The following is a 24,133-nucleotide window of genomic DNA, read 5'->3' as shown; positions in this document are numbered from 1 at the left end:
TTCCGTTTCTGCGGTTACGCATCGGGGCTTGGTTTGGGGGCTTTCTTGACCCTGGTGCGCGGCTTCTTCGGCGCGACAGGCGGGTGCTCGGCCAGCCACGCGTGGTGTGTCTTACCGAGCTCGGTGACGGGCGGCTCGTCGTAGAGCCATTCGCGGGAGATCTGATGCCAGTTAGCGGTGCAGCCGAGCTGACCGAGCATGCCGAAGGTGAGGAAGTCGGCGCGGCGGGAGAACAGATGCTCCGGCGGCAGATTCTGCTGCTTCATCCCGGCGAACTCGCTGGCTCTGGGGTCCACCGCGAGCAGGAACGCGCCGCTGGCCAGCTCGGGGGTGATCGTCAGATCCTCGTCGATCAGACACCATTCGGACGCGGCGAGCACGTATTCCAGGCATTCCTCGGCGCCGATCTCCTCCGGCGAGTCGATCACGCCGCGCTGGATCATCAACTCCCGCAGGTCCTCGGCCCGGTCCTCGGCGGCCGCGCGCAGGCAGGTCAGCTCGAACTGCACGTGGTCCGGGTCCATCCGGTTGAACAGCCCGAAGTCGAGGAAGGCGACCCTGCAGTCGTCGGCGAGCAACACGTTTCCCGGATGCGGGTCGCCGCAGAATTCATTGAAGGTGAACAGCGAACCGACGTAGAAGCGGTAGATGATCTCGCCGATCCGGTCGCGCTCGGCGTCGGGCAGCTGCCGGATTTCCTCGAATCCCTTGCCTGCCACGTATTCGCTGACCAGCACCCGGGTGGTGCTGAGCTCCGGCATCGAGCGCGGCACCACGATGAACGGATGCCCGGCGTAGAGCTCGGCGATCTGTAGCTGGGTGTTGGCCTCGGCCTGGTAGTCGAGTTCGCTTTCCATATTGAGCCGCAGCTCGTCGAGTACGGCGGGGGTCACCCACGGCATCGCCGATTGCAGCACCCGGCGGAACATGGCCAGGTTCTTCAGGTCCGCGCGGACCGCGGCGTCGATGCCCGGGTACTGCACCTTGACCGCGACCTGCCTGCCGTCGTGCAGCGTGCCGCGGTAGACCTGCCCGATGGAGGCGGCCGCGATCGGCTCGGCCTCGAACTCGGCGAAGATCGCGCTGATCGGCTGGCCGAAATCGTCCTCGATCACCTGGCGCATCGACTCGAACGACACCGACGGTGCGGCGTTGCGCAACACGGCGAGTCGCTTCTGGAACCGTTCGCGATGGGCCTCCGGCACCAGGTCCATGTCCAGCACGGACATCATCTGCCCGAGCTTCATGGCCACGCCCTTCATGGTGCCGAGCACCATGACCACCTGCTCGGTGGTGCGAATCATGGACTCCTCGGCCATTTTCGCGCGGACGGCCTCGGACCTACCCCGCATCGATAGCCGCGCGCGTTGCGTGCGGATAACCGAGCCGGCTGCGACGGCACCGAGCTTGGTGCCACGAGCAAGCCGGGAGGTCGGTACTTGCTTCGCCATCGAGGTACCTCCATTGGTGCCAGTGCGCGGGGCGGTAACGCGGCCCACCGGGCGCACCGCTCGGGTTCAGAGTAGCCAACCTCGCGGCAAAGTCGAGCCCCTCGTCACACTTTTGCTAGCACCCCAGCTAGCACCCCTGGAGTCGGGCGATTGATCAGTTAGCCGAGTTCGCGCCGGGTGCGGGCAGCACGTGCGACTGCGCGTTGAACACCTCGGCGGAGCCGTTAGCACGCGCCATCCCGTCGATCGCGCTCCAGGCCATCATGGTCAGGTAGTCGATCACTTCTTCGCGGGACATGGTCTTGTTGGTGGTCCACCAGTGTGTGGCCAACTGAATGCCGCCGACCAGCACGTAGGACCAGAGCATCGCGCCGTCGGTCTGGATGCCCTTTTCCGTCGCGCGATCGATGATGACCGCGGCCACCACCTCGGCGAAGAGCTTCTCGAATTCGGCGAGCGAGGACTGATCGGCCGAGCCGTTGCCCATGATGAAGCGGTAGACCTCGGGGTCCTCGTCGACGGTGCCGACATACTCGGCCAGCGCCGAACGGACCAGCTGATACTCGTCCGCGTCCAGGCTGATCGCGCCGTAGACCCGCGGCATCAGGGTGGTCTCGATGAACCGCTGCATGGTCGCGTGGACCAGGTCGTTCTTATCGGAGAAGTACCGGTAGAGGACGGTTTTGGAGACGCCGATCTCGGCGGCGATCTCGTCCATCCCGGCATTGGAGCCGCGTGCTCGGACAGCGGCAAGGGTGCCGTCGACGAGTTCCTCGCGACGGTCGATCTTGTGCTGGCGCCAACGGCGTTTGCGGCCATCCTGCCGGCCGGTGCGCACCGCCGCCGGTCGGTCGGCGAGTTCGCCGACATCGACAAGGTCATCGGTGGACAGCGTGGGCTCCCTTGTTCGTCGGTTTCTCCTCGGACCACCAGCTTAGGTCCCGGTCGCTGGTGATATGCGCGTTTGGGCAGGGATGCGACGGGTTGCACATCTTCCGCTCGGAGCGCTTGCGAGCGCGAATGCGCGAGGCCGCCCTGCGGCGGGCCGGGCGTCCGGCACAGCAGAATGGAGACATGGAGAAAGCTCCCGGCAACATCGCGGTCCTGGAAACGGCCCCGGCGCCCGGTGCGGCCGCGCCGTTCGGCTTCGCCGCAGTCCTCGACGAGGAAAGCAAGCGACGCGACCTCTGGCGGATGAAGGCGCTGGCCACCGGCCTGCTCGCGGTGGCGACGGCGATCTATCTGTTCTGTCGCTGGCTGGAATCGCGGGGCAGCGGCGGTGGCTGGGTGGATTACGTGCGGGCCGCGTCGGAGGCGGGCATGGTCGGCGCGCTTGCCGACTGGTTCGCGGTCACCGCGCTGTTCCGGCATCCGCTCGGCCTGCCCATTCCGCACACCGCGATCATCCGCAAGAAGAAGGACCAGCTCGGGGAGAGTCTCGGCACCTTCGTCGGCACCAATTTCCTTGCCCCGGAGGTGGTTTCGGCTAAGGTGACGTCGGCGCAGATCTCCTGGCGGGTGGGTAAGTGGATGGCCGACCCCGGTCATGCCGCCCGGGTGGCCGAGGAGAGTTCGACGCTGCTGCGTGCGGCGGTCGACGTGCTGCGCGACGAGGACGTCGAGCAGATCATCGACCAGACGATCGTGAAGCGGATCGCCGAACCGCTCTGGGGTCCGCCGATCGGCCGGGTGCTTTCGGAGTTGCTCGCCGACAACCGGCAACTCGTGCTGATCGACCTGCTCGCCGAGCGGGCGCACCAGTGGGCGCTGGGTTCGCAGGAGACGATCGACCGAATCGTCTTGCGCGACGCACCGCAATGGGCCCCGAAATTCGTCAACATTTTACTTTCCGAACGGATCTACCGCGAGCTGGTGGAGTTCACCTGGAAGGTCAGGTCCAATCCCGAGCATGAGGTGCGGCTCGCCGCGAATCGTTTTCTCGAGGAATTCGCCGACGACCTGCAGCACGACGACGCGATGATCAAGAAGGCCGAGCGGATCAAGGCGCAGATCATGGGCCGCGACGAAATCACCGGGATGGCCGAGGCGACCTGGCGGGCGGCCAAGCGATTGATCTTGGAATCGGCCGACGATCCGAACAGTACGTTGCGGCGTAAGGTCGGCGAGAACGTGCGGCAACTCGGTGAGCGGTTGCGTGACGACGCCGATATGCGCGCGAAGGTGGACGGCTGGATCGACCGGGGGGCAAGGTATCTCGTAGGGAACTACGCCGGGGAGATCAGCACCCTGGTGACCGATACGGTTGCCAGGTGGGATGCGGACGAGGCAAGCAAGAAGATCGAATTGCAGGTTGGGCGTGATCTGCAATTCATCCGCATCAATGGAACGGTCGTCGGTTCGCTTGCGGGCCTGGTGATTTACACAATTTCGCAGTTGATGTTCGGTGGCTGAGGCGTAGCGCGCCGGATGTTTGCCGAGAGGGTGCTAACAGACTGCTTGCAATAGTTAGCACCCTGTCCTAGAATTGAACTTGTACAACCGCCAGAAGGTGAGTGATGGCAGACCAGCCCGAGGTTTCCGCCGAGTACGCCGATAGTTCGGCCGAGCAATCGGCCGGCGTCGGAGAAAAAGCGGCCCGCGTGGTAAACGCGGCGCACGACATCGGAGGCTTCATCCGGGCACAGCGAGAGGCCGCGCAAGTCTCGCTGCGTCAGCTCGCCACCCTTGCGGGAGTGAGCAATCCGTACCTCAGCCAGATCGAGCGCGGATTGCGCAATCCATCCGCCGAGGTACTCGCGCAGATCGCCAAGGCACTGCGGGTGTCGTCGGAGGTGTTGTACGTCCGGGCCGGTTATCTCGAACAGCGGCCACACAGCCCGGTCCGGGATGCCCTGCTTGCCGATACGTCAGTCAGCGAACGGCAAAAGCAGGTGCTGCTCGAAATCTATGAATCGTTTCGCCGGGAAAACGGAGGGAACGAGCCCGGGGGGGATGGGGACAGCGTCGTTCCGCGCACAACAACCGAAACTCCGCCACGCCAGGAGAACGAAATACCATGACCGAGAAGACCAACCCGACCGTGACCAAGCCGATCCTCGCGACCGTCGGTGCGGGCGACGCCATCTACGCCGCCGTGACCGATGTGGTCACCCAGGTGCGTGAGCGCGCCGCCGCGACCGACGTTTCCGCCCGGGTCGAAGAAGCCCGTGAGCGCTTCGCCAACGTGCCCGCCGACGTGCAGGCCCAGTTCGAGACGCTGCGCGAGCGGCTGGCCGGACTGCCCTCGGAACTGCCGGAGGACCTCGCCGAGCTGCGCGAGAAGTTCACCCCCGAGGAACTGCGCACGCTGGCCGACAAGTACTACCACCAGGTGCTCGACATCTACGCCGATCTCGCCGTGCGCGGCGAGGAGACCGTGGAGCGGCTGCGCGCCAACCACCTGGTCGAGGAGCAGCTCGAGCGCGTCGAGGGCCTGTACAAGGACGCCGCGACCCGCGCCGAAGACGTGCTGGGTCGCGTCAACGGCCTGCTCGGCCGTCCGGCCAAGGTCGAGGACGAGGCCGCCGCGCCCGTCGTCGATGCCGAGGTCGTCACGGTGACCACCGAGACCACCCCCGCCCCCGAGGTCAACGGCGCGCCCGTCGAGCCGGTCGAGCCGGTCGCGCCCGTCGCCAAGAAGGCTCCGGCCAAGAAGGCACCCGCCAAGAAGGCCGCGCCGAAGAAGGCATGATCCGACCGATTCGCCGCCGGTTCTGAGCACTGATCCGCAAGGGCCGCACGGCTATTGGCGCAAGATTAGGCAACGCCCCCGCACCCTCTGAGGTGCGGGGGCGTTGCTCGTATGATGGGACAGGTGAATATGGTGCACGGATTGACCGGGATGATCTTGCTCGTGCTGTGGCTGGCCGCGCTCGGCGCGACGATCTTCGCGCTGATCCATGCCGTGCGGCAGCGTCCGGACGCGTTCACCGCGGTGGACAAGCTGACCAAGCAGATCTGGCTGGCGATCCTCGGTGTCGCCGTGGTTCTGCTGCTGCTCTCGCCCGCCGGTCTCGGCCTGCTCTCGTTCGCCGCCATCATCGCGACCGGTATCTATCTGGCCGATGTGCGGCCGAAGGTGGATGAGATTCAGCGCGGTCCGCGCTGGTAGCAGCGTCGCGGCCAGGCATGGCCGCGCTCCGGTGCCAGGCATCGGGCAACGAATACTCGATAACTTTTCGAGTGCTAGCACTAGCTAGCGGCACACATCGGAGTTACTGTATCTAGCAGTAACACAAAGGAGTGTCCGATGCGTGCCATGCTGCCGACTGCGTTGGTGAACTTCCCGAGTCAACTTCGGGGGTCGCTCGACGCGCACCGCGCGAACCTGCGTTCCCGCACCTACGCGACCGCCGCGTTCAACCCGCCCGCGCTCGCGCCCGAGGTGATCCCGGTGACCACCCGCGACGGTGCCCGGCTCCGGGTGCACGCCTACGGGCCCGCCGACCGGCCGGTGATCGTGCTGGTGCACGGCTGGACCTGCTGCATCGAATACTGGAACGCGCAGATCAACGCCTTCGCCGGCGAGTACCGCGTGGTCGCCTACGACCAGCGCGGCCACGGCGAGAGCGAGCGGGGCGACAGCCCGCTCAGCATGGACCTGCTCGCCGACGACCTCGCCACCGTGCTCGACGCGGCACTGCACCCCCAGCAGCGGGCCGTGCTCGTCGGCCACAGCCTCGGCGGCATGACCTTGCAGGCCTGGGCCGGGCGCTACCCCGACCGGGTCGCCAAGCAGGCCCTCGCCGTGCTGCTGAACAATACTGCCCCCGATCGGCTGGTCTTCGAGACCACCGTGGTGCCGCTGATGAATCGGCCGATGCGGCTGCTGAAGTTGAAGGTTCCGCTGCCCTTCCTGTTCGGTCGCCTCGGGCTCGGCACACCGCTCGTCTTCCCGCCCATCGCGCCGGTGCGCTGGCTGTTCGCGCGGTCGATCATGACCACCAAGGCCAAGGGCGACCTGCTCGACTTCAGCATGGCCATCGTCCGGTCCTGTCCGGCCGTGGTCCGCGCCAGGTTCGGCAGGCTGCTCGCCGACATGAACGTCGGCGAGGCAGCGCGCAACCTGGTGGTACCCACCACGGTGATAGCTGGGTCGTACGACGACATGACGCCCGTGGTGCACTCCGAGCGAATCGCCCAAATGCTCAGGGAGACAGGCAGTCTGGCGCGCTTTGTGAAGCTCCCCACCGGCCACCTAGGCAACACCGAAGCCTACGAACAGTTCAACGAGGAGCTAGGCCACCTCCTCGAATCGGTCCGCCAACGCACCGAAATCGCAGGCTGACTCCCTAGGCTCGCCAGCTGACAGCAGAATCCGCACCCTCTTTCGAGAGCCGCACTCTCTCGGGAGCCGCACCCGGAACAGGGCCCTAGAGTCGGTGCGGATCCCTAGGAAGAGTGCGGATCTGGTCAGGTGAAGACCACGGTGCGGCGGCCGTGCACGAGGACTCGGCCCTCTAGGTGCCAGCGGAGGCCGCGGGCCAGGACGACGCGTTCGATGTCGCGGCCCTGCCGGATCATGTCGCGAACGTCGGCGGCGTGGTCGATGCGGCTCACGTCTTGCTCGATGATCGGGCCTGCGTCGAGTTCCGCCGTGACGTAGTGGCAGGTGGCGCCGATCAGCTTCACACCGCGGGCGAATGCCTGGTGGTACGGGCGGGCGCCGACGAACGACGGCAGGAAGCTGTGGTGGATGTTGATCGCCCGGCCGGTCCAATGCGCGCACAGTTCCGGCGGGAGCACCTGCATGAATCGGGCGAGCACCACCGCGTGCGGGTTGTGCGAGTCGACCAGCGAGCGGACCTCCGCGAAGGCGGGGCCGCGCTCGGCCGGGTCCTTCGGGAACCGCACATGATGGAACTTCACGCCGTGCGCCTCGGTCATCTCGGCCAGGTCGGGGTGATTGCCGATGACCGCCTCGATGGTCGCGGGCAGCTCGCCGCTGGCGGCGCGGCCGAGCAGATCGTGCAGGCAGTGTCCGTCCTTGCTGACCAGCAGCACCGCCTTGCGGCGTTCGCCCGAATCGAGCAACTGCCATTCCGTCTCCGGACCCAGCTCGGCGGCGACCCCGGCGAACCGATCGCGCAGTTCCGCGAGCCCGAACGGCACCGTCGAGGCCTTGATCGCCTGGCGGGTGAAGAACCAGCCGCTGTCCGTGTCGGAGTGGTAACCCGCCTCCACGATCGATCCGCCGAAGTCGGCGATGAACGAGGTGATCCTGGCGATGATGCCCGGACGGTCGGGACAGCCGAGCGTCAGTACGAAGCGGCGGTCGTCCAGGGCAGGTAGAGCGGAACTCATGGGCTCATCCTTCCAGGTTGTGCCAGGTGGCCTGCGAATAGGTTTGCCCGAGCACCGAAGGCGGCGGCGTGGCGGAGTCGCCTGCGGGGCGTCGAGGTCTCAGGATGAGGTGGTGGATGGTTTGAAGTTTGTGCGGCATATAGACGGGCTGACATACGAATTCGCGCCGGACGGATCGGCGCACGGTTATCCGTCCTTCAAACGCGTCGATCTCGACCTGTGGTGTCGGCGGTTACCGGACTTCGGCTGGTGCGTGGTCACCGCGTCGGGGGCGGTGTCGAGCCGGCCGTTCGACGACGCGGGGCACGGCGACCGGCCGCCCGAGGGGACCTGGGTGAGCCGCAAGGACGATCGCTCGTATGTGTACGACCTGGTACGCGCTCACATCTCGTAAAACGGTTCCGGATAACGGAATTCGCCGGTGATTCTGGAGTCGTAGGCGCTGAGCGCGCGCACCTGGAAATGCGATACCCAAGACGGGTCGTCGGGAGCGATACCGAGGCGCGCGGCGGGGACGAAGCCGAATTGCGGGTAATAGTCGAGGTGGCCGAGCAGGCAGACCAGGGGCTCGTCGAGGGCGTCGGCGGCACCGAGGACGGCGTGCATGAGGGCCGAGCCGACACCGGTGCGCTGATGTTCGGCGAGGATCCCGATCGGGCCGAGCGCCAGCACCGGGAACGGGCCGATGGCTCCTCTGGTGAGGCAGACGTGCCCGATCACCGTCTGATACTCCACTGCCACCATCGAGAGCGTCGGAATCCAGCCCGGATCGCTGCGCAGCCGGGCGACCAGATCGACCTCGGGCGGATCGGCGCCGTCTTCGTCCGGCGGTTCGCCGGTGAGTTCGGTCAGGTCGCCATCCGCCTGGTGCGGACCGAACGCGCTGCGATGTACGGCAGCGATCCCGGCGATGTCGTCGGCGCGTTCGCGACGGATCAGCACGGTGTCGTCTCCTCCCGAACCGAGTAGGGGTCTCTGGCGCACACGTTAATCAGTCGACCGCTACGGCACTACCGGCGATCTGTCACCAGGTACGAGTGTGCGGGATGTGTCGCCAGGCGCGCAACGGAATTCGCCACAGGTGTGCCAGACTCTCAGCTCATGGCAAGTTCCGCGTCTCCGACCAGGGCCGAAGTGGCCGCCATGATCGATCACACACTGCTGGCGCCGGGGGCGACCCCCGACGACGTCGCCGCGCTGATCTACGAAGCCCGCGAACTGGGGGTGCTGGCGATCTGCGTTTCGCCATCGATGCTGCCGGTGCAGGCGCCGGGGCTGGTGGTGGCGACGGTCGCCGGATTCCCGTCCGGCAAACACCATTCGCTCGTCAAGGGCGCCGAAGCGCGGCTCGCGGTGGACCAGGGCGCGGCCGAGGTGGACATGGTCATCGATGTCGGCGCGGCCCTCGCCGGCGACTACAACGCGGTGCTCGCGGACATCGTGACGGTGCGCGAGGCGATGGGCGATCGCGCGGTGCTCAAGGTGATCATCGAGTCGGCCGCGCTGCCGGACGACACGATCGTCGAGGTCTGCCGGACCGCCGAACGCGCCGGTGCGAATTTCGTGAAGACCGCCACGGGTTTTCACCCCGCGGGCGGTGCCAGCGTGCACGCGGTCGAGCTGATGGCCGCGACCGTCGGCGGACGGCTCGGCGTCAAGGCGAGCGGTGGTATCCGCACCGCCGCGGCCGCGGCCGAGCTGATCGCGGCGGGCGCGACCCGGCTCGGGTTGTCGAAGTCGCGCGAGGTGCTCGACGGGTTCCCCGCCTGAGGCGGTTGGGCCGCAACGGCTCTCGGATCGGCGACGAACCTGCCTGGCCGCCTGGCGAATTCGCCACGCGGCCAGGTCAGGAGCAGGTGGCGTTGGTGTTGTTGTCGGCGGCCGGCAGCTCGGCGCGGCTACCCGCGAGCTTGACGGCGATGCCTTCGTCGGTGACCTGCACGTCGGTCGGCCGCATGTTGTACGGGTAGCTCTGCAGGCTCTTGGTGAACACCTCGACGATGCCCTGCACCAGGTCGGTGGGTAGACCAACGCCGAGCAGCTGCGCCGACATCGTCTCCACCTCGATGACGCCGCCCTTGATGACCGGCTTCACCTGCAGCTGGGCCAGTCCGCCGAGCACGTCCAGGGTCAGCATGTTCGAGCTCGCGGACGATTTCACGCCGCTGACCAGCCCGCCGAGCGTCTCCCGGATGCCGTCGTTGTGCCAGGTGACATCGGCCGACGAGCTGCCGATCACCGCGCCGCCGCGGCCGTTGTCGGTGACCTCGACGTCGTGGAACTCGGCGTGCACCACCATGCCGACCGCGGGGCCGAACTTGGTGTCGTCGCTGTCCACCTTCACCGTCGGCACCTTGCCGTCGATCCAGGTGATCAGCATCGGCTTGGCGCCGAAGCTCACATCGATCTTCGACCCCATCTCCTTCTCGAATTGCGTACTGATGCAGCGGGACACGGTGTGCCTGGCGTACGCCTCGCCGCCGACCAGGGCCGTGGCCAGCAGGATCGCTACCACGATCAGGGCGATCAGCAGGGTCCGCCGGGTGATCGTCATGGTGGACGGTGGCTTGGTACTCATGCGGCTGATTCTTCCCCAACTTTCTGTGCCGTCTCTGAGGGGGCATTGTGGGGATCGAATGTGACATGTGACACAGGAATCGAGCGTAGCCTGATGCACATGGCTGGCGATGCGGCGGGCCGCGCATTCGGTTCCGCGGACCACGGATGGCGGGTGCTGCGCCGATTGGCCGGTCGCCACGCGGGTTTCTTCACCACCCGGCAGGTCCTGCGCACCCGATGTGAGGCACGGGTCCGCATCGCGCTCGGCGACGGCTCGGTGACCAGAGCCGGGGTCGGCCTGCTGCGCTTGGCCGAGTGGCCCGCGGGCCCGCTCGACGAATACGCCATGTGGGCAGCCTGGTTCGACGGCGCCGCGGCGGTCTCCCATCACAGCGCGGCCGAGTTGCACGGCATCGGTCGACTACGTCCCCGATTCCTGCACCTATCGGTGGGGTCCGGCCGTCCGCCGGTGACGCCGCGACTGGTGGTGCTGCGGCGTTCGCTGATCGGCACCGAGATCGAGTCGGCTGGCCCCTTCCTGGTGACCACGCCGCTGCGCACGGTGCTCGACCTGGCCGAGTCGGACATCGGGCAGTCCGCGCTGGACGAGGTGGTCATCGACGCGATCGCCATCAACCGCTGCACCAGCGACGAAATCCGTTCCGCCGGTGCCGGTCTGACCCAGCGCGGGGCGTCGCGAGTCTATCGCGCACTGACCGGCGCGTAGCGCTCGGTTCAATCCGCCTGGGGCGATTCGAGATTCGGGGCCACGACGTCCCACGGCACGGACAGCACACAATCACGCATCCGCCGTCGATAGGCGCGGAGTGGGAAGCCTTCTCGCCGTAGGGATTCGGCGGTAGCGCGCCAGCGGATGCGGGGACCGAAGGGGGCCAGGGGAGCGGCGCGGGCCCAGGCACGGTCGGCGGCGGTGAGCAGGGCGTGGATCGGCTCGCCCGGAATGTTGCGGTGAATCAACGCTTTCGGCAGTCGCTCGGCGATGTCGGAGGGCTGGCCGACGGTGAACGGGTCCCAGGCCAGGGTGAGTGATCGCGGGCCGGACCGATCGAGCAGCACCCAGGCGCAGCGGCGGCCGAGTTCGTCGCAGGTACCGTCGACCAGCAGGCCGTCCGGCGCGAGACCGGACAGGATAGTCGACCAGGCTTCGGGCACAGCGGATTCCGGATACTGGCGCAGGACATTGAACGCGCGCACCAGAACCGGTCGCAGACCGGCCAATTCGAATCCGCCACGGGCGAAGCTCACCCCATCACGGCCGGGCACAACGCGTTCCGGATCGATCTCCAACCCGACGACGCGCACCTCGGGGCGCACGGCGCGCAGCCGTCCGGCCAATTCCAGTGTCGTCCACGGGCTCGCCCCGTAACCGAGGTCGACGACCAGCGGATCGGCCGCCGCCCGTAGTCGACCGGCGACCAGGTCGTCGTGCACCAGCCAGCGGTCACTGCGCCGTAGTCGATTGACCCCGGTGGTGCCGCGGGTGATGGAGCCGACCGGTTTGGTCAGCTGGTTGGGTGATGATCGTCCAGCCACTGCACCGTGAATTCCGCTTCGGCACGGAAGAGATCGATCAGGTTCACCAGCATCAGCTGCTCGAGCCGAGGGCCGACCATCGGGATGAACACCTTGGCCTCCGAGGAGAAGCGCATGGTGCAACCGGTATCGGTGGGGAACAGGCGGATGGTGCCACCCAGGCTGCCCGGCCCGGCCGGGATCGCGGCCGAGTACTTGCCGGTGACTTCCTCGGCGCCGAACGGCCCGTAGCTCTCCTTGCGGGTGATGATCATGTCCTTGCGCATCACGGCCTGCGCGATCTCGGGCAGCATCTCGCGCGGCAGCACATGGTGCAGCTCGACATCGATGCCGCCGTCACCCACCATTAAGTTCGCTACTTCGTTCCCCGGCGAGTACTTCCGCATCTCGGCCATCCGCGCGTCCCAATAGTCGCGGTCCGACAGCGCCGCGTAGAGCTCTTTGGTGGTGTGCAGCGGGTAGCGCGCGGAGTAATCAAGTCGACGGGCCATGAATCGAGAGATTACTGGGCTGTATTTTTGGCCGCGCGGGCGCGGCGTGTTCGCGGCCCCCGGGTGTCTCGCGTCCGAGCTGTCGAGACTGGCGCCTGCGGCGCATGCGCTTCGACAGCTCGGACGCGAGACGGGCCGCGAACGGCGCTCGATGGCCTCGCGCGTTATGGTCGCCGACGTCAGTATCGATCAGGTCGAATCACTACCGACTCCCGCGTGTCAGTGCGTGTCGAGCCAGGTGTTGGTGAACTCTTCCTCGTTCTTCAGCACCTCGGTCAGGTGCTCGGCGATCGCGGCTTCGATCTTGCCGCCGAACAGCGGGATCTTCACCTCGATGGTGCCGTTGGCGGCCGCGGACGAGTCGGCGCCGTCGTCGTTCAGCGTGATGGTGCCGCGCACCTCGGCGGGCGCGCCGTCCACGGTCGCCGAGAAGGTGGCCGCGTCGCCGTCCCAGTTCTCCACGCGGGGGATGATCAGGTCGCCGGGGCGCACCGCGGTGATCGCGGCGGGCAGCAGCTCGGCGGCGATGGCCTGCACCAGCTGGACCCGGATCTGGTTGCCGTTGACACTCACCGAGTCGAGCCGGGCATTGGGCCCGCCGACCTCGGCAACGCGGTCTTTCCAATACTGGTCGTTCGCGAACGCCGCGCGCACGGCGGCAGCGGGATGCAAGTAGCGGGCCGTGTACGCCAGCGGTGTAGCCATGGTCGGACACGCTACCGTCTGCCTGTGCGAACTTCACGTGTGGTGCCGTCGGATGTGCTGGCCGCCACCGGCGCCCGGATTCGCGAATCGGTGCCGCTGGCCGAGCTGACCACGCTGCGGGTCGGCGGGCCTGCCACGGTCGCCGAATGCGCGACCACCGAAACGCTGGTCGCGACGGTGCGCGCGCTGGACGCGGCGGGCATTCCGGTGCTGCTCATCGCGGGCGGTTCCAACCTGCTGATCAGCGACGACGGCTTCGACGGCGTGGTGGTGCGGGTGCTGACCGATGGCGTCGAGCTGAGCGCGGACGGCGTGCTGGCCGAGGCAGGCGCGAACTGGGACGCGGTCGTCGCGGCTACGGTCGCGGCGGGGCTCGGCGGGCTCGAATGCCTGTCCGGAATTCCGGGTTCGGCCGGGGCGACGCCGGTGCAGAACGTCGGCGCGTACGGCGCGGAGGTGGCGACCCTGCTGCGCCGGGTGCGGCTGCTCGATCGTCGTAGCGGTGCGATCCGCTGGGTCGGGCCCGGCGAGCTCGGTTTCGGATATCGCACCAGTGTGCTCAAGCATCGCGACGACGCCCTGGTGCTCGCCGTCGACTTCGCCCTCGATCCGAGCGGTGCGAGCGCGCCGCTGCGCTTCGGTGAGCTCGCGAGCATGCTCGGCGCCGCCGACGGCGAATCGCGCCCGGCCGCCGAGGTCCGCGATGCCGTGCTCCGGCTTCGGGCAAGCAAGGGCATGGTCCTCGATGCCGCCGACCACGACACCTGGAGCGCGGGGTCCTTCTTCACCAATCCGGTGGTGCCCGAGGACCGGGTGGCCGAGGTGCGCGCCGCGATCGCGGCACATGTGGGTGATGTCACGGTACCGACATATCCGGCACCGGACGGGGTCAAGTTTTCCGCGGGGTGGCTCATCGAACGGGCCGGTTTCGCCAAGGGATTTCCCGGCCCTGACGCACCGGCCCGATTGTCCACCAAACACACCCTTGCGCTCACGAATCGCGGCGGCGCGACCGCGGCGGATCTGGCGGATCTGGCCAGGACGGTGCGCGATGGCGTGGCCACGCGTTTCGGCATCCGGCTCGAGCCAGAACCCGTGACGGTTGATGTCCCGCTCTAACCGGATGAAACGGACACCACACCTTTCGCTAGCCAATCGAACGAGTTTGCCCGCGTAAATTCGATGAAGTGAGCAACCGTCCAGGGATCCGCAGACCGGTCGCCGCCGTGTCGGCCGTGCTGTTCGTCGTAGTCGCCTTGGTGGCCGGATGCAGCTCCGGCAGCGGCGGCAACAACTCTTCTCCGCGCGAAGCGGGGCCCGTCGCCAAGGTCACCTTGGCACCGGAGAACGACGCGAAGAAGGTCAACCCGACCGCCGCCGCCTCGGTCACCGTCGCCGACGGCACCATCGATCAGGTCGCGCTGACCAATGCCAACGGCAAGCAGGTGGCTGGCGAATTCGCCCCGGACAAGCGCAGTTACAAGATCACCGAGCCGCTCGGCTACGACGCCACCTACACCTGGTCGGGCACCGCGATCGGCACCGATCGCAAGCCGGTCCCGATCGAGGGCAAGTTCAGCACGCTCGCGCCGAAGAACGCCGTCCCGGCGACCATCAATATCGCGGACAACCAGGAGGTCGGCATCGCCGCACCGATCATCCTGCAGTTCAAGGCCGCCGTGCAGAACAAGGCCGAGGTGGAGAAGGCGCTGACCATCACCACCGACCCGCCCACCGAGGGTGCGTGGGCCTGGTTCCCCGACGACAACGGCTCCCGATTGCATTGGCGCCCCAAGAATTACTGGGTGCCCGGCACCACCGTGCACGTCTCGGCCAAGCTCTATGGCCTCGATCTCGGCGGCGGCAACTACGGATACACCGATCTGACAACGGATTTCCGCATCGGCCGCAGCCAGATCGTGAAGGCCAACGCGCCGAGCCACCGCATGCAGGTGGTCCGGGACGGCAAGACCGTCTTCGATTTCGCGGTGAGCTACGGCGAGGGCAACGAACCGCGCAACGTCACCCGCTCCGGCCTGCACGTGGTCACCGAGAAATACGAAGACTTCATGATGTCGAACCCGCCGTTCTACACCAACGTTCGCGAGCGCTGGGCCGTACGCATCTCCAACAACGGCGAATTCATCCACGCCAACCCGGAATCCGTTTCCGCCCAAGGCTCTTCGAACGTGACCAACGGCTGCATAAACCTGTCCCCCGGCGACGCCCAGGCATACTTCCCCACCGCCCTCTACGGCGACCCGGTAGAAGTAACCGGCACCTCCATCCCCCTCTCCGCCGCCGACGGCGACCTCTACGACTGGACCATCGACTGGTCCACCTGGAAAACCATGTCCGCAGAAGACGGCTCCACCTCGGTAGTCTCCGCAACCCCGGTAGCCCCCGGCCCACCCCGCTAGAAAGCATCGAGGCGAGTCGAATGGTGGCACTCGAGCAGGCGGATTCAGCGAGTCAATGGGACGCGGTCGTCGCCTCGGGCATCAGCGCCGCAGCGAAATGTCCAAGTCCGGGTCGTTCTCCACGGCACGGTCCGCCGCCCGCTGGTGCCGTACGGCATCGTGGCGCTCGGCGAGCAGGTCGCGGATCTCGATGAGTAGTTCGGTCTCGGTCGGTTCGGCCGCTTTGGTGGTGCCGAAGCGGTTCTTGATCGTTTTCATCGGCAGCATCAGCACGAAATAGAGCACGGCGGCGACCACGAAGAAGTTGATGAAAGCGGTGACGATCGGGCCGATCTGGATGAACGTCGCCGGTTTGTCCGCGATCAACTGGACTCCGAGGCCGAGCTCATTCTGATTGCCGAACACCGCGAGCAAGGGGTTGACCACACCCTTGGTCACCGAGGTGACCACCGCGGTGAACGCAGTGCCCATTACGACCGCGACCGCTAAATCGATGACGTTCCCGCGCATCAGGAACTCTTTGAAGCCCTTGAACATGAGCCGAACAACTCCGATCTGAGCTAGACGTCAAAGCATCAGATGCTAACGGCAGAAGGTAACCGGCGAAGACATGGCAATCCCGCGGCTAACCTGCTGCCGTTAGTGAGTAATTCGATTCAGCTATCAGTGCTCAGCTGCGCCGCGCGAAGCGTCCCGCGCCGGCCTGGTCGCGGGGCTTGACGATGATCTGGTCGAGGTTCACGTGCGACGGCCGCGATGCGACGAAGCCGACGATCTCTGCGATGTCCTGCGCGACCAGCGGGTCGATGCCCTCGTAGACCTTGGCGGCCCGCTCCTCGTCGCCGTCGAAGCGGACCAGCGAAAACTCGGTTTCCACTGCGCCCGGCGCGATTTCGGTGAGCCGCACCGGCTTGCCGAGCAGTTCGCCGCGCAACGTGCGGTGCAGTACGGCCTGCGCGTGCTTGGCCGAGGTGTAGCCCGCGCCGTTGTCGTAGGCGACGAAGGCGGCGACCGAGGTGATGGTGACGATGAGGCCGTCGCCGGAGGCGATCAGCTTGGGCAGCAACGCCTTTGTGAGGCGCAGCGTGCCGAGCACATTGGTCTCCCACATCCAGCGCCAGTCGTCCAGATCGGCGTCCGCGACCGAGGCCATGCCCTTCGCACCGCCCGCGTTGTTGACCAGGATGTCGGCGCGCTCGATCGCATCGGTGAAGGCCCGCACCGACTCGTCCGAGGTCACATCGAGTTCCAGTGCGGTGCCGCCGATTTCGTCGGCGACGCGCTGCAGGCGATCGAGCCTGCGGGCGCCGACGTAGACGTGATAGCCCTGTTTGGCCAGTTCCCGGGCGGTGGCCTCCCCGATGCCGGAGCTGGCTCCGGTGACAACAGCGGTGCGAGTGCTCATGAGTGCGATCCTAGGTGCAGCCCGTTTGCGGACCGGAGCACTGTCGCGGGGATCACCGTTAGCCTGATCGGTATGGCTATTCGGGACGCGGTGAGCGCGGACGGAACGAACATCGTCTACCGAGTGAGCGGCCCCGCCGACGCGCGTCCGCTGGTGTTGTTGCACGGGTGGTCCGCGAATCTGCGCTGCTGGGGGCGGGCCGCCGACGACCTCGCCGCGCGCTTCCGGGTGCTCGCGGTCGACCTGCGCGGCCACGGCTATTCCGACGCGCCCGCCGCGGGCTACGACGACCCGAAGAACTGGGCCGCCGACGTCGCGGCCGTGCTGGCGGCGGAGGGCATCGACACCGGCGCGATCCTGCTCGGCTGGTCCTACGGCGGCATCGTGCTCAGCGACTACCTGACCGCGTACGGCACCGGGGCCGTCGCGGGCGTCGTCTTCACCAGCTCGCAGGCCAATATCGGGCGCGGCGTGCCCGGCGCGGGCGCGGGCGCCGCCATGCAGGAGGCGATGCCCGGTGTCTTCGAGGAGAGCGCGGGTCGCGCGGTGCGCGCGTTCGGTGCCTTCGGCAACGCCAACACCGGGCCCGGCGCGGACAAGGGTGCCGACGCCCAGCGCCTGTTCGGTACCAGCCTCGCCACCTTGCCCTCGGTACGCAAGGCGCTGTTCTACCGAACCGTCGACAACACGGAAACCCTTCGCACACTGGATATTCCGGTGCTCGTGCTGCACGGCACCGACGACCCGGTGGTGCCGATCGACAACGGCCGCTACATCTTCGAGGCCGCTCCGGATGCCCGCGCGTCGTTCTGGGAGGGCGCCAAGCACGGTCTGTTCATCGAGGACCGGACCCGCTTCGTCGCCGAGGTCAGCATGTTCGCCGACAGCTTGTAAATACCTAGATCGGCCGGTGATTCCGCGTCCGCCCAGGTCGGCGTGCCGCAGCGGTGTGATCGGGTTCACCGAACGCCTGTGATAGCTCTCACTTGGGGGCGTGACGGTATGGAGGCCGGGAATCCACCGTGCACTATGGATAGTGTGAGTCAACGCCCGGACCTACGGCCGAACCGTGTCGCCGTGCTATCGGTGCATACCTCACCACTGGCGCAACCGGGCACCGGCGACGCGGGCGGCATGAACGTCTATGTGCTGCAAACCGCGCTCCAGCTGGCCCGCCGCGGCACCGAGGTGGAGATCTTCACCAGGGCCACCGCCTCCAATCTGCCGCCCGTGCAAGAAGCGGGGCCCGGCGTGCTGGTGCGCAACGTAGTGGCGGGCCCGTTCGAGGGACTCGACAAACACGACCTGCCCACCCAGCTTTGTCCGTTCACCGCGGAAGTGCTGCGCCAAGAGGCACGCCACCTGCCCGGCTACTACGACCTCGTGCACTCGCACTATTGGCTGTCCGGCCAGGTCGGCTGGCTGGCCAGGGATCGCTGGCGGGTGCCGCTGGTACACACCGCGCACACGCTGGCCGCGGTGAAGAACGCCGCGCTCGCCGAGGGCGACTGTCCGGAGCCACTGACCCGCGAGATCGGCGAGAAACAGGTGATCGGTGAGGCCGATCGCCTGGTCGCCAATACCGTCGAAGAGGCACGCCAGCTCGTTGAGCTGTACAGCGCGGAGCCCGAGCGCATCGACGTGGTGCCCCCCGGCGCGGACCTGACCCGGTACCAGCCCGGCGACAAGGCGGCCGCCCGTGCGGCGCTCGGCTTGGCGGCCGACGAACAGGTTGTCGCGTTCGTCGGCCGGATCCAGCCGTTGAAGGCACCCGACGTGCTGGTGCGCGCCGCGGCCGAGGTACTGCGTGCCGACCCCACCCACCGGCTGCGGGTGCTGATCGTCGGCGGCCCGTCCGGCACCGGCCTGGAACGCCCCGACGCGCTGATCGAGCTGGCCGCCGCGCTCGGCATCGCCGACCGCGTCACCTTCCTGCCACCGCAGCCGCCGGATCGCCTGGTGCTGGTCTACCGCGCCGCCGATCTGGTCGCCGTGCCGAGCTACAACGAATCCTTCGGGCTGGTCGCGATCGAGGCCCAGGCCAGCGGCACCCCGGTGCTCGCCGCTGATGTCGGCGGGCTCGGCACCGCCGTCCGGCACGGCGAAACCGGCCTGCTCGTGCCCGGTCACCGCACGCCGGATTGGGCGGGCGCCCTCGCCTATCTGCTCGACGATCCCGAGCGCCTGCGCCGGATGAGCGGGCGCGCGATCGAGCATGCCGCCAACTTCTCCTGGGAGCACACCGCCGACGGTTTGCTCACCAGCTACTCCGCCGCACTCGCCGATTTCCGGGCCGAGCGGGCCGGGATCGGCGCTGGTCGGCTGGTCGCGAGCGGCAGCGCCGACGCCGCGTCGCGTGCTGACGCGCGTGAGTGGGTACCCGGTGAACGCACTAGCCTGGAACCCAGTCAGGCCAGGTCGCGGGCGCTGTGGCGGCGCCGGATGGGAGCACGTCGGTGAATGAAGTGCGGGCTACCGCTCAGCTGATCGATGAGACCCTGCGCGACCGGGAGATCGAGTACGAGCGCTCCGGCGAGGAAACCTTCGTCGTCATCCTGCCCGGTGAGCGCAAGCTGAAGACCACCGTGATGCTCACCGTCGGCAAGCACGGCGTCCGCATCGAGTCGTTCGTCTGCCGCAAGCCGGACGAAAATTTCGAGGGCGTCTACAAATTCCTGCTGCGGCGCAACCGCAGGCTCTACGGCGTCGCCTACACGCTGGACCGGGTCGGCGACATCTACCTGGTCGGTCAGACCGCCACGCACGCCGTCACCGCCGACGAACTCGACCGGCTCTTCGGTCAGATTCTCGAGGCCGTCGACGCGGACTTCAACGTGCTGCTCGAGCTCGGCTTCGCCGAATCCATTCGCAAGGAATGGAAGTGGCGCGTCTCGCGCGGTGAATCGCTGAAGAATCTGCGCGCCTTCGAACACCTGGTAGACGCTGCCGACAAGCCGTAAATTCACTGCGATGACAGTCATTGCCTTGGATATCGGCGCGACCAAGTTCGCCGCCGGTGTGGTGCACAGCGGCACAACGGTGCAGGACGTGCGCCGGGTCGAGGTGCCGCCCGAGAAGGTGTGGGAGGCCTGCCGCGGGCTGCTGCTCGACGTCGCGGGGGACATGGCGATCAGCGCCATCGGCATCGGCTCGGCCGGACCGGTCGACGTGCGCACCGGCATCACCGCCCCGCTGAACATCCCCGAATGGAAGTCCGGGTTCGCGATCGTCGCCGCGGTGCGGGAGCTGTTCCCCACGGCGGCAATCCAATTCGCCATCGACGGGGCCTGCCTGGCGCTGGCCGAGCATCATGTCGGCGCGCTGCGCGGGATACCGAACGGGTTGGCGATGACCGTCTCCTCGGGGATCGGCGGCGGGATCATCGCGGACGGCCGGGTCGTCATGGGACGCACCGGCAATGCCGGTCACATCGGTCATATCGTGGTGCCCGGCTGGGACGTGCCCTGCCTGTGCGGCGGTGTCGGCTGTGTCGAGGCGGTCGCCAGCGGCATGTCCTCGGTGCGCTGGGCGGTGCGGCAGGGCTGGAAAGGCACGACCGGTCTACAGCTGGCCGAGGCCGCGAACACCGGCGACGAGATCGCCCTCGCGGCGTTGCATCGGGCAGGTACCGCGCTCGGTCAGGCGATCGCCTCGGCCGCGGCGCTGCTCGATGTCGACATCTGCGTCATCGGCGGCGGCTTCGCGCAATCCGGTGAGCCACTGTGGAAGCCGATGCGCGCGGCGCTGGACAAGCACGCGCGCCTCGACTTCACCCGCGAATTGCGCGTCGTCGAGTCCCGCATCAGCAACGGCGCCACCCTCGTCGGCGCGGGCGTCCTCGCCACCGGCCACGCCACCGCCGACGACATCGGCTGAGGCTCCAATGGAAGAATGGCCCGCATGACCTACACCCTCGTGCTGCTGCGCCACGGCGAGAGCGAATGGAATGCCCTGAACCTGTTCACCGGCTGGGTGGACGTGCATCTGACCGACAAGGGCATCGCCGAGGGCAAGCGCGCGGGGGAGCTGCTGGCCGAACACGGCATCCTGCCCGACGTCGTCTACACCTCGCTGCTGCGCCGCGCGATCAGCACCGCCAACCTCGCGCTGGACGCCGCCGACCGGCATTGGATCCCGGTGATCCGGGACTGGCGGCTCAACGAGCGGCACTACGGCGCGCTGCAGGGCAAGAACAAGGCGCAGGTGCGGGACAAGTACGGCGACGACCAGTTCATGCTGTGGCGCCGCAGCTACGACACCCCGCCGCCGGCGATCGACCCGGGCGACGAGTACAGCCAGGAGGGTGACCCGCGCTACGCGGGCATCGAGGTTCCGAAGTCCGAGTGCCTGCTCGACGTGGTCGATCGGATGGTCCCCTATTGGGCGGACACCATCTCCAAGGACCTGCTCACCGGCAAGACCGTGCTGGTCGCCGCGCACGGCAACTCGCTGCGCGCGCTGGTCAAGCACCTCGATCAGATCTCCGACGACGACATCGCCGGGCTGAACATTCCGACCGGCATTCCGCTGCGGTACGAACTCGACGAAAACCTGCGCCCGGTTCGTCCGCGCGAGTACCTGGATCCGGAGGCGGCCGCCGCGGGCGCCGCTGCCGTCGCCAATCAGGGCGGCAAGTAACACCTCTCGACCACTAACGCGCTGCGCCCCGAATGGGGTGCGGCGCGTTGCTATTTCAGCGCTACCGCATGCAACGAGCGCTCTCGCCATGTGCCGCTCGTCGCTGGGGTGGGGCCGACCGGGTACGGCTGGAGCACGCCTCGCTGTGCGATTGCTGGAAGCTACGACTGCTGGTTGGATCCGCGCTGGTGAGGGGTGTTCTCCGACACAGTACCGGGCTGCGTGCCATTGACGGATGGCGAGTTCGGTCGACTGCACAGTGAGCGTTGGTTCTCGTCGACGGCTCCCAATGAAACGCGTGTTACCAGGGCTTTGGGCGTTGCCTCGCCGCCCGGGTTGCTGTATGTGAACCTGTATTCGAAATCGATACGTGTTACCCCTTGTCATTACCGACAAGTAGGTATGTACACTTTGGTCGTTCGACCAGCCCGAGAGGTAGATCACCCCTGATGAAGCACGTGTTGCGCGTAACAGTCGCGGCAGTTGCCGCCGCGATGCTCGTCCCGTTCCTCACCAGCGGCGCTTCCGCCGCACCGGCGCCGACCGGTCCCGACGGCGGAGCCGCGGGAGCGGCCTGGCAAGCGACCCAGGATGGTCCGCAGCAGTACCCGAACATCAACATCCAGTGGGATGTCCCGATCACGATGAGTGACGGAACCGTCTTGAAGGGCAACGTCTATCGCCCCGCGGACGCGTCCGGCAGGCCGATCGATACGCCGACGCCGACGGTCGTCAACCTCACCCCGTACACCAAGCTGGTGTCGAACCTCGCCGACCACGCGCAGGCCATCCCCGGCCTGTCCGACGCGCTGTTCGGCCTGCTCCGCCAGATCGATATGAGCGGCACCCCGCTGTCCGGCGTCACCGACCTGACCAAGGGTTTCGCCGGCGGCGAGCTGCGCAACTTCACCGTGGACCGCCAGCTCATCAAGAGCGGCTACTCGCAGGTGGTCGTCGACGTGCGCGGCACCGGCTTCTCCCAGGGCGTCTGGGACATGCTGCGCCAGCGCGAACAGCAGGACACCGTCGAGGTGATCGACTGGGCCGCCGCGCAGCCGTGGTCCAACGGCCGCATCGGCATGAACGGCATCTCGTACTCCGGCATCAACCAGGTGCAGGCCGCCGAGAAGCACCCGGCCGCGCTGCAGGCGATCTTCCCGGTCGTGCCGGGCAGCGACCTGATGAACGACGTGCTCGCGCCCGGCGGCGGCTTCGGCTTCAACTTCATCCCGCTGTGGCTGACCGCGATCAACGGGCTCAAGCTGGTGCCCGACCTCGCGTCGGTGCTCAACGGGCAGTTCGATACCCAGTGGCTGGCCGATCGGGTGCGAGATCCGTTGACGTTCATGGACGTACTGCTCAACGTCTACACCACGGCCCGCGTCGAGGACCTGGATCCGCGCGCCAAAGAACTGCTCACCGGCAATTCGACGCCGCGCCAAGGCTGGTTGAGCGACCCGTCCAAGATTCAGGTGCCGACCTTCGTCACCGGCGGCTGGCACGACCTGTTCACCTACTCGGAATCGAAGATCTACAACGAGATTCCGCTGCCCGCCGGTAAGAAGCAGCTGCTGATGGGCAACACCTATCACGTCAACTCCGGCAACGAGTACGCCAAGCCCGGCCTGCCGCCGCGGCTGGACGTGCTGCAGCGCGCGTGGTTCGACAAGTGGCTCAAGGACATCGACAACGGCATCGACCAGTACGGCCCGATCACGTTGCGGCAGCAGGGCGGCGGCTGGGTCACCACCGATTCGTTCGCCGAGCCGACCGAGAACTCCGGCGCGCAGGAGCCGACGCATCGCCGGATGTACCTGTCCGCGAACCGCAGTGGCACCGCGAACAGCGGGTACGACGGATCGCTCACCGCAGCCGCCAACGACGACACCGCGCGGCTCACCATCGCGCCCGGCCTGACCAGCCTGTGCTCCAACGACGCGGCGCAGGGCAGCGCGGGCATCCTGTCGATCATCGACGGTTGCGCGAAGGACTCGCGGATCGAGGAGTCGAACGGGTTGACCTTCACCAGTAACCCGGTCGCCGAGCCGACCACGGTCTCCGGGCGAATCGCGGTGCGGCTCAATACCGTTCAGGACGCGGCGGACGGCTACTGGGTGGCCACGGTCAACGACGTCGCGCCGGACGGGCAGTCCACCGTGTTGTCCTCCGGGCAGCTGATGGCGTCGCTGCGCGAGGTCGACGAGGCCAACAGCAGCAAGTCCGCCAACGGCGACTACACCGACCCGAGGGCGTTCACCTCGCTGGATCACCGGCAGCCGACGGTGCCGGGGGAGGCGACGACTTTGGATATCGCACTGCCCGCCACCGAGGCGATTCTGCAGCCGGGGCACCGCCTGCGCGTCGACGTCTACGCGGGCAACTTCCCGAAGGGTCTGCCGATCCTGCCGATGCTGCTCGATACCGGGCTGAAACCGCAGCACGTGCAACTGGATCCGAACCGGCCAAGCTTCGTGAATGTGCCGGTGCGCGGAAATCCCGGTTGGTGATTTCGGTCTGAATACCCGAAAGGGCGTCTTCGTTTCGATAGCTTCGAGCGAAGGCGCCCTTTCGCGTTTCGGGCGCGGTATCAATTTCGCGGCCGATAAT

Annotated in this window: 26 protein-coding genes; 16 read left to right on the top strand and 10 right to left on the bottom strand. The window is 67.2% G+C overall.

Going from position 1 to position 24,133, the window contains the following annotated elements:
* Positions 1-14: 14 nt before the first annotated feature.
* Together ACIBCN_RS11145 and ACIBCN_RS11140 are read right to left on the bottom strand one after the other, a co-directional pair.
* A complete protein-coding gene (locus tag ACIBCN_RS11145; RefSeq protein ID WP_396991368.1) occupies positions 15-1,451 on the bottom strand; it encodes an ABC1 kinase family protein in 1,437 nt (478 codons plus the stop codon).
* Between the two features lie 154 nt (positions 1,452-1,605).
* Entirely contained in the window at positions 1,606-2,289 is a 684-nt protein-coding gene (locus tag ACIBCN_RS11140) for a TetR/AcrR family transcriptional regulator (RefSeq protein ID WP_396991367.1), read from the bottom strand.
* Between the two features lie 236 nt (positions 2,290-2,525).
* On the opposite strand from ACIBCN_RS11140, the gene ACIBCN_RS11135 reads away from it, so the two are divergent.
* The 5 genes from ACIBCN_RS11135 (at position 2,526) to ACIBCN_RS11115 (ending at position 6,738) form a co-directional block, all read left to right on the top strand.
* On the top strand, positions 2,526-3,863 hold the full coding sequence (locus ACIBCN_RS11135; protein WP_396991366.1) for a DUF445 domain-containing protein: 1,338 nt from the start codon (positions 2,526-2,528) through the stop codon (positions 3,861-3,863).
* Positions 3,864-3,967: 104 nt separating this feature from the next.
* Positions 3,968-4,471 (top strand): helix-turn-helix domain-containing protein, encoded by a 504-nt coding sequence (locus tag ACIBCN_RS11130; RefSeq protein ID WP_396991365.1) that lies wholly within the window; start codon positions 3,968-3,970, stop codon positions 4,469-4,471.
* Positions 4,468-5,142 carry a heparin-binding hemagglutinin gene (locus ACIBCN_RS11125; RefSeq protein ID WP_396991364.1) on the top strand — a complete coding sequence of 225 codons (675 nt, stop codon included), beginning with the start codon at positions 4,468-4,470 and terminating at the stop codon, positions 5,140-5,142. Before ACIBCN_RS11130 ends, ACIBCN_RS11125 begins: the two co-directional genes overlap by 4 nt.
* Before the next feature lie 129 nt (positions 5,143-5,271).
* Complete coding sequence (locus tag ACIBCN_RS11120) at positions 5,272-5,562, top strand: DUF2516 family protein (RefSeq protein ID WP_040739461.1); 291 nt, start codon at positions 5,272-5,274, stop codon at positions 5,560-5,562.
* 138 nt (positions 5,563-5,700) lie between these two features.
* Positions 5,701-6,738, top strand: a complete 1,038-nt coding sequence (locus tag ACIBCN_RS11115) for an alpha/beta fold hydrolase (protein ID WP_396991363.1) — start codon at positions 5,701-5,703, stop codon at positions 6,736-6,738.
* Between the two features lie 125 nt (positions 6,739-6,863).
* Here ACIBCN_RS11115 and purU read toward each other — a convergent pair whose 3' ends face one another.
* Complete coding sequence (gene purU, locus ACIBCN_RS11110; protein ID WP_396991362.1) at positions 6,864-7,754, bottom strand: formyltetrahydrofolate deformylase; 891 nt, start codon at positions 7,752-7,754, stop codon at positions 6,864-6,866.
* 112 nt (positions 7,755-7,866) lie between these two features.
* On the opposite strand from purU, the gene ACIBCN_RS11105 reads away from it, so the two are divergent.
* On the top strand, positions 7,867-8,148 hold the full coding sequence (locus ACIBCN_RS11105; RefSeq protein WP_396991361.1) for a hypothetical protein: 282 nt from the start codon (positions 7,867-7,869) through the stop codon (positions 8,146-8,148).
* On the opposite strand, the gene ACIBCN_RS11100 is transcribed toward ACIBCN_RS11105, so the two are convergent.
* On the bottom strand, positions 8,136-8,696 hold the full coding sequence (locus ACIBCN_RS11100; protein WP_396991360.1) for a GNAT family N-acetyltransferase: 561 nt from the start codon (positions 8,694-8,696) through the stop codon (positions 8,136-8,138). The genes ACIBCN_RS11105 and ACIBCN_RS11100 overlap by 13 nt on opposite strands.
* Before the next feature lie 159 nt (positions 8,697-8,855).
* Here ACIBCN_RS11100 and deoC point away from each other — a divergent pair, with 159 nt between their 5' ends.
* Entirely contained in the window at positions 8,856-9,524 is a 669-nt protein-coding gene (deoC, locus tag ACIBCN_RS11095; RefSeq protein WP_396991359.1) for a deoxyribose-phosphate aldolase, read from the top strand.
* 76 nt (positions 9,525-9,600) lie between these two features.
* Here the strand turns inward: deoC and ACIBCN_RS11090 are convergent, their stop codons facing one another.
* The gene (locus ACIBCN_RS11090) at positions 9,601-10,332 is read right to left on the bottom strand and encodes a DUF2993 domain-containing protein (RefSeq protein ID WP_396991358.1); all 732 of its coding nucleotides are present in this window, start codon (positions 10,330-10,332) and stop codon (positions 9,601-9,603) included.
* 99 nt (positions 10,333-10,431) lie between these two features.
* Here ACIBCN_RS11090 and ACIBCN_RS11085 point away from each other — a divergent pair, with 99 nt between their 5' ends.
* Complete coding sequence (locus tag ACIBCN_RS11085; RefSeq protein ID WP_396991357.1) at positions 10,432-11,040, top strand: hypothetical protein; 609 nt, start codon at positions 10,432-10,434, stop codon at positions 11,038-11,040.
* A gap of 8 nt (positions 11,041-11,048) precedes the next feature.
* Here ACIBCN_RS11085 and ACIBCN_RS11080 read toward each other — a convergent pair whose 3' ends face one another.
* The 3 genes from ACIBCN_RS11080 to ACIBCN_RS11070 form a co-directional block, all read right to left on the bottom strand.
* Positions 11,049-11,867, bottom strand: a complete 819-nt coding sequence (locus ACIBCN_RS11080; protein ID WP_396991356.1) for a class I SAM-dependent methyltransferase — start codon at positions 11,865-11,867, stop codon at positions 11,049-11,051.
* Positions 11,837-12,358 (bottom strand): DUF2505 domain-containing protein, encoded by a 522-nt coding sequence (locus ACIBCN_RS11075; protein WP_396991355.1) that lies wholly within the window; start codon positions 12,356-12,358, stop codon positions 11,837-11,839. The genes ACIBCN_RS11080 and ACIBCN_RS11075 overlap by 31 nt, the downstream gene beginning before the upstream one ends.
* A 219-nt stretch (positions 12,359-12,577) precedes the next feature.
* The gene (locus ACIBCN_RS11070; protein ID WP_396991354.1) at positions 12,578-13,063 is read right to left on the bottom strand and encodes a DUF2505 domain-containing protein; all 486 of its coding nucleotides are present in this window, start codon (positions 13,061-13,063) and stop codon (positions 12,578-12,580) included.
* A 24-nt stretch (positions 13,064-13,087) separates the two neighbouring features.
* On the opposite strand from ACIBCN_RS11070, the gene ACIBCN_RS11065 reads away from it, so the two are divergent.
* Together ACIBCN_RS11065 and ACIBCN_RS11060 are read left to right on the top strand one after the other, a co-directional pair.
* The gene (locus ACIBCN_RS11065) at positions 13,088-14,182 is read left to right on the top strand and encodes a UDP-N-acetylmuramate dehydrogenase (protein ID WP_396991353.1); all 1,095 of its coding nucleotides are present in this window, start codon (positions 13,088-13,090) and stop codon (positions 14,180-14,182) included.
* A 68-nt stretch (positions 14,183-14,250) separates the two neighbouring features.
* Positions 14,251-15,483: an Ig-like domain-containing protein gene (locus ACIBCN_RS11060; RefSeq protein ID WP_396991352.1), complete on the top strand. Its 1,233-nt coding sequence runs from the start codon at positions 14,251-14,253 to the stop codon at positions 15,481-15,483.
* 81 nt (positions 15,484-15,564) lie between these two features.
* On the opposite strand, the gene mscL is transcribed toward ACIBCN_RS11060, so the two are convergent.
* Together mscL and ACIBCN_RS11050 are read right to left on the bottom strand one after the other, a co-directional pair.
* The gene (gene mscL, locus ACIBCN_RS11055) at positions 15,565-16,020 is read right to left on the bottom strand and encodes a large conductance mechanosensitive channel protein MscL (RefSeq protein WP_396991351.1); all 456 of its coding nucleotides are present in this window, start codon (positions 16,018-16,020) and stop codon (positions 15,565-15,567) included.
* Positions 16,021-16,153: 133 nt separating this feature from the next.
* Positions 16,154-16,888 (bottom strand): SDR family NAD(P)-dependent oxidoreductase, encoded by a 735-nt coding sequence (locus tag ACIBCN_RS11050; protein WP_396991350.1) that lies wholly within the window; start codon positions 16,886-16,888, stop codon positions 16,154-16,156.
* Between the two features lie 72 nt (positions 16,889-16,960).
* Here ACIBCN_RS11050 and ACIBCN_RS11045 point away from each other — a divergent pair, with 72 nt between their 5' ends.
* From ACIBCN_RS11045 to ACIBCN_RS11020, 6 genes are all read left to right on the top strand, one after another.
* Positions 16,961-17,782 carry an alpha/beta fold hydrolase gene (locus tag ACIBCN_RS11045; RefSeq protein WP_396991349.1) on the top strand — a complete coding sequence of 274 codons (822 nt, stop codon included), beginning with the start codon at positions 16,961-16,963 and terminating at the stop codon, positions 17,780-17,782.
* Positions 17,783-17,917: 135 nt separating this feature from the next.
* A complete protein-coding gene (mshA, locus tag ACIBCN_RS11040; protein WP_396991348.1) occupies positions 17,918-19,348 on the top strand; it encodes a D-inositol-3-phosphate glycosyltransferase in 1,431 nt (476 codons plus the stop codon).
* 23 nt (positions 19,349-19,371) lie between these two features.
* Positions 19,372-19,848, top strand: a complete 477-nt coding sequence (locus ACIBCN_RS11035) for a YbjN domain-containing protein (protein ID WP_396991867.1) — start codon at positions 19,372-19,374, stop codon at positions 19,846-19,848.
* A gap of 10 nt (positions 19,849-19,858) precedes the next feature.
* A complete protein-coding gene (locus ACIBCN_RS11030; RefSeq protein WP_396991347.1) occupies positions 19,859-20,764 on the top strand; it encodes an ROK family protein in 906 nt (301 codons plus the stop codon).
* 24 nt (positions 20,765-20,788) lie between these two features.
* Positions 20,789-21,526, top strand: a complete 738-nt coding sequence (locus ACIBCN_RS11025) for a phosphoglyceromutase (protein ID WP_396991346.1) — start codon at positions 20,789-20,791, stop codon at positions 21,524-21,526.
* Between the two features lie 449 nt (positions 21,527-21,975).
* Positions 21,976-24,033 (top strand): CocE/NonD family hydrolase, encoded by a 2,058-nt coding sequence (locus ACIBCN_RS11020; protein WP_396991345.1) that lies wholly within the window; start codon positions 21,976-21,978, stop codon positions 24,031-24,033.
* Positions 24,034-24,133 lie beyond the last annotated feature (100 nt).

The sequence above is a fragment of the Nocardia sp. NPDC051052 genome (assembly GCF_044456045.1).
Classification (GTDB): domain Bacteria; phylum Actinomycetota; class Actinomycetes; order Mycobacteriales; family Mycobacteriaceae; genus Nocardia.
Note: the sequence above shows the minus strand (reverse complement) of the source record. Positions and strands in the feature narration are given on the sequence as shown.

Coding starts and splice junctions, on each gene's coding strand:
- ACIBCN_RS11070 (WP_396991354.1), bottom strand. CDS start 13,063: ATGGCTACACCGCTGGCGTACACGGCCCGCTACTTGCATCCCGCTGCC.
- ACIBCN_RS11115 (WP_396991363.1), top strand. CDS start 5,701: ATGCGTGCCATGCTGCCGACTGCGTTGGTGAACTTCCCGAGTCAACTT.
- ACIBCN_RS11130 (WP_396991365.1), top strand. CDS start 3,968: ATGGCAGACCAGCCCGAGGTTTCCGCCGAGTACGCCGATAGTTCGGCC.
- ACIBCN_RS11075 (WP_396991355.1), bottom strand. CDS start 12,358: ATGGCCCGTCGACTTGATTACTCCGCGCGCTACCCGCTGCACACCACC.
- purU (WP_396991362.1), bottom strand. CDS start 7,754: ATGAGTTCCGCTCTACCTGCCCTGGACGACCGCCGCTTCGTACTGACG.
- mscL (WP_396991351.1), bottom strand. CDS start 16,020: ATGTTCAAGGGCTTCAAAGAGTTCCTGATGCGCGGGAACGTCATCGAT.
- deoC (WP_396991359.1), top strand. CDS start 8,856: ATGGCAAGTTCCGCGTCTCCGACCAGGGCCGAAGTGGCCGCCATGATC.
- ACIBCN_RS11025 (WP_396991346.1), top strand. CDS start 20,789: ATGACCTACACCCTCGTGCTGCTGCGCCACGGCGAGAGCGAATGGAAT.
- ACIBCN_RS11145 (WP_396991368.1), bottom strand. CDS start 1,451: ATGGCGAAGCAAGTACCGACCTCCCGGCTTGCTCGTGGCACCAAGCTC.
- ACIBCN_RS11020 (WP_396991345.1), top strand. CDS start 21,976: ATGAAGCACGTGTTGCGCGTAACAGTCGCGGCAGTTGCCGCCGCGATG.
- ACIBCN_RS11090 (WP_396991358.1), bottom strand. CDS start 10,332: ATGAGTACCAAGCCACCGTCCACCATGACGATCACCCGGCGGACCCTG.
- ACIBCN_RS11135 (WP_396991366.1), top strand. CDS start 2,526: ATGGAGAAAGCTCCCGGCAACATCGCGGTCCTGGAAACGGCCCCGGCG.
- ACIBCN_RS11120 (WP_040739461.1), top strand. CDS start 5,272: ATGGTGCACGGATTGACCGGGATGATCTTGCTCGTGCTGTGGCTGGCC.
- ACIBCN_RS11030 (WP_396991347.1), top strand. CDS start 19,859: ATGACAGTCATTGCCTTGGATATCGGCGCGACCAAGTTCGCCGCCGGT.
- ACIBCN_RS11045 (WP_396991349.1), top strand. CDS start 16,961: ATGGCTATTCGGGACGCGGTGAGCGCGGACGGAACGAACATCGTCTAC.
- ACIBCN_RS11085 (WP_396991357.1), top strand. CDS start 10,432: ATGGCTGGCGATGCGGCGGGCCGCGCATTCGGTTCCGCGGACCACGGA.
- ACIBCN_RS11050 (WP_396991350.1), bottom strand. CDS start 16,888: ATGAGCACTCGCACCGCTGTTGTCACCGGAGCCAGCTCCGGCATCGGG.
- mshA (WP_396991348.1), top strand. CDS start 17,918: ATGGATAGTGTGAGTCAACGCCCGGACCTACGGCCGAACCGTGTCGCC.
- ACIBCN_RS11125 (WP_396991364.1), top strand. CDS start 4,468: ATGACCGAGAAGACCAACCCGACCGTGACCAAGCCGATCCTCGCGACC.